This window comes from Bradyrhizobium sp. 153 (genome assembly GCF_023073835.1).
Lineage (GTDB): Bacteria > Pseudomonadota > Alphaproteobacteria > Rhizobiales > Xanthobacteraceae > Bradyrhizobium.
Window position 1 is genome coordinate 1 of record NZ_JADPKH010000035.1, and the last position, 3,129, is coordinate 3,129.

Below are 3,129 nucleotides of genomic sequence, written 5' to 3' on the forward strand. Positions count from 1 at the left end.
ATCCGCCACCCGGCAAGACCGTCATGTGGCGCGGGCTGTCACGCCTCACCGACATAGCGCTAGGTGTCATGGTCGGAGGAGAATTTGTGGGTAATTGAAAGCCTCACCGGATGCTTACCTAAATGGCGTAGCGCGACCGCCGATCCAAGCCATGATCGCGTTGATGGCGGGGCGCACGGGGGCGGTCCCGGTCGTTTTTTGAGCCACAAATTAAGCTGTCGAGTGCAGGGACCTCTCCACACCAGTACACCTGCCCAATCCATTCAGGAGGGCAGCTCCGGTACGGATGCCGTTAAGGAAACAGTCGATCCTGATATTCTCATTCGGAGCATGATTTCTTTCGTCGGCATTGGCGTAGGGCGTTCCGAAAGATGGGAGGCCCAGAACCCTTGTAAAAACGTAGTCTGGCAGTGTGCCACCGCCGGCCGGACAGATGAGTGGCTCGACACCTTGTGCAGTTTTCACCGCCCGCCGAACAATATCTGAGAACGGTGAATCGAGAGGCGTCTTGGATGGTGGCGTAGACTCAAGGCGCACGAACTCGACCTCAGGAGCATGTTTTTTGACATGAGCCTCTATTCTCGAGAGAACGTCTTCAGAGCTTTGTCTGCCTACGAGACGAGCGTCGCACTTTGCAAGCGCTTCGTGCGGTATCACCGTTTTTGCCCCTGGTCCGCCATAACCCCCGTGTAAGCCATTGATGGTAAGCGTCGGGTTGAACATGAGCCTGTCCGCCATGGATCGCTCGGCTGGCGCATCGAGACTTACGATGCCAAGCTCGCGCTTGAGCTGGTCGGCATCCAGCGGCAATCGTACGGCTGCGGCCCGTTCAACGTCGCTTGCGGGCACCACACCATCGTGGAACCCCTCGATCGTAATCTCCCCAGCGGCGTTTTTCATCGATGCCAAGAGATGCACCAGTATCCAAATCGGATTAGGGACGACTCCGCCGAAGTTGCCGGAATGAACATCGCGATTGGCGATACGTGCTCGCAATTCGAAAGTAGCGATTCCCCGACAGCCGTGGCTTACAGTCGGGCGACCTGAGGGGTGCATCGAACCATCAGCCGTCACAACTAAGTCGGCTTTGAGAAGACCTCGATGAGCACGGACGAATGCTTCAAGGCTCGGGCTTCCAATCTCCTCTTCGCCTTCAAGTACAAGTAGTACGTTGCATGGCAAGCGGCCGTGCACCGCCAAATATGATTCCATTGCCAGTATTTGAGCGAAGTGCTGCCCCTTGCTATCTCCCGCTCCGCGCGCGTAAATTCGTCCCTCTCGGATCGTTGGCTCAAATGGCGGGCTTATCCACTCCTCCAAAGGCTCCGCCGGCTGGACATCATAATGCCCATAGAGCAAGACTGTTGGCGCTTCAGGTGCGTGTTCCCAACGCGCCATTACAATCGGGTGACCGGAGGTCAGGATCGTGCGCGCTTCGAGTCCCAAGCGACTCAGCATACTTACTAGAATGTCGGACACCTCACGGATACCGATGTTTTGGGCGCTGATACTGGGGTGCCGCAAATAGTCAACTAACCGGTTGATGAAATGGTCTTTGTTCGCTGCGATATACGCAAACACTTTATGCAACTCTGATCCGGCGGCCGTCTCGCCAATATTGGGGTTCATACGTGGTGATCCTGAATCGTGCAGAATAATGTTCGACTATGCATTTGAAGCAACAAATGCAAATGCGCAGTCGTCAATGGCTTCCGACCCCGCCCCCTGGATTGAAAAGTCGTAAGGGCGGTTATTTCTAGATAGAAAGTGCCATTGTAGGACAACGATTGTAAGCCGCTCTGTTCGGTTTTTGGAACCAGCGAACCGAGACTTTCAAGGGCAGGGTATTCGCAAGTCTTATTCGTCTGGGCACCTGGACCTCCATCGCATCCTTCGCGGCTTTCGAAGAGACGCTTGTATCCTAACAACTGCGGTAAGCTCATCTTAAGAGGCGCCATTCACGCGCAAAATCTGCAAATTATATAAAACGGCGCCGCTTTACAGCAGCGGCCGCCAGTTCTTCGCCTAAAGTGTTTTGCAGAAAAGCGCTCTTTCGGCCCGTGAACGTTCAAACTTTGAGAATAGATCGTTAGCCAGCTTATGCGCAGAGGCTTCCCCTCCTTGGCGCTGCAGGTTCAGGAAGTGCTTGGTCAGGACCCGCTGGGCCTGCTTCCGCGGTCGCAGAGGCGACCTGCTGAAGGTGATTCGGCACGACTCCCCGGCAGCCTGCCCATTTACGAAACGTTTGGAGCGGGGGCGATTTATTCGGCCTTCGGCGGCAGACGGCGGTATCGATCTCGCCGGCACAGATCAAGTTGCGCAATGACGTGGTTTCGAAGGTCTCCAATAGCGTCAAGAATGGATGGCGTATTGGGGAAGAGATGGCGCCGTTGGGCTGGCGATCAATCAGCAAACGCTTAGTTCGGATCTGTACATAGAGCCAGCTCACCGAATCTCTAGCCTTTGGGCCAGTTCGGGTGGGCTGAGGAGTGAACCGTCATGGTCCAATCGAGTACGCTGGGCAGTTACCTTGATGGCCGCAGCACGACGGAGCCGACCAACCGTGATAGGCAGCACCTTATCAGCGCAATGGGGAGAGCGGTGACCTTCTTGGGTAAGGATTGCGGCGATCTCGTCGTCGGGGACGCCGTCGCGAGCGAGCGTTAGAAGACGTTCCCGCATCTCGGCGCCTCACGTCAATCTGGTAATCTGGTAACGAGTTGACACTCATCTTCACCTTGAGCTCCGTCACGGCGCCTCCACGCCAGACGATCCTAGCCAGCGCCAAGTCGTGCTCACCGCGATCGAGAACGACCTTTTCGATGACACATCGCAACAACGCCTTGCGATGCGCATCCGAGATCGTCTCGTCATCCTATATCTGCGGGGAGGCGGCCAGTAAGGCTAATGACCTTGTCGTTGAGTTCGTATCCGCCCGGTGAGGCTTTCAATTACCCATAACTTTGACCACTCGGGCTGATCCGCTGATCGGCGAAATCTTGAATCGAAAGAATCACTTGTGATTCCTTGCTGAGCACCTGATTCGCGAGGGTGCTCTATGGGCCTGACATTTAGGGATCGATCGGCAAAAGGCTGTTTGCGGTCCTTGGAAGGTGAATGTTGGATTGA

Annotated in this window: 1 protein-coding gene; it reads right to left on the minus strand. The window is 55.5% G+C overall.

What is annotated here, in order from left to right; genetic code table 11:
• Nucleotides 1-210: 210 nt before the first annotated feature.
• Nucleotides 211-1,629, minus strand: coding sequence for a M20/M25/M40 family metallo-hydrolase (locus tag IVA91_RS09650; protein WP_247458638.1), 1,419 nt, complete (start codon nt 1,627-1,629; stop codon nt 211-213).
• Nucleotides 1,630-3,129: the final 1,500 nt, after the last annotated feature.